The organism is Nesterenkonia sp. K-15-9-6 (genome assembly GCF_052656005.1).
The window spans coordinates 1-283 of record NZ_JBQYEY010000084.1 but is presented as its reverse complement, the minus strand read 5'-3'; the positions used below and the strand labels follow the sequence as shown (position 1 = coordinate 283).

At 70.0% G+C, this 283-nt stretch carries 1 protein-coding gene; it reads right to left on the bottom strand.

The features are described 5' to 3' along the window. Nucleotides 1–283: hypothetical protein (locus SD455_RS16705; protein ID WP_445508760.1), on the bottom strand; the 283-nt coding region annotated here is incomplete at both ends.

Below are 283 nucleotides of genomic sequence, written 5' to 3'. Positions count from 1 at the left end.
CACGGGTCGCCCAGGACCGTCATCCGGATGCCAGTCGGCGCGCCGGACCACGCCCGACGCCCCCTCGCCCAGCACGGGGCCAAGGCGAAGATGCTTGGGCTCAATCGCGCGCGTAGCGGAATGGGCCTGTGCCAGCTGTTCGAGGCGATCGCTCGGTGGGTTGCCGCCGAATGCCAGCCAGGCAAGGTTCGGCAGTTCCAACAACCAGTCCGGCAGCGCCGGCAAGCGGTTGGCGGCGATGCGCAGCAGCTCCAGGCGATCGCAGTCTGCGAGCGCTTCTGGC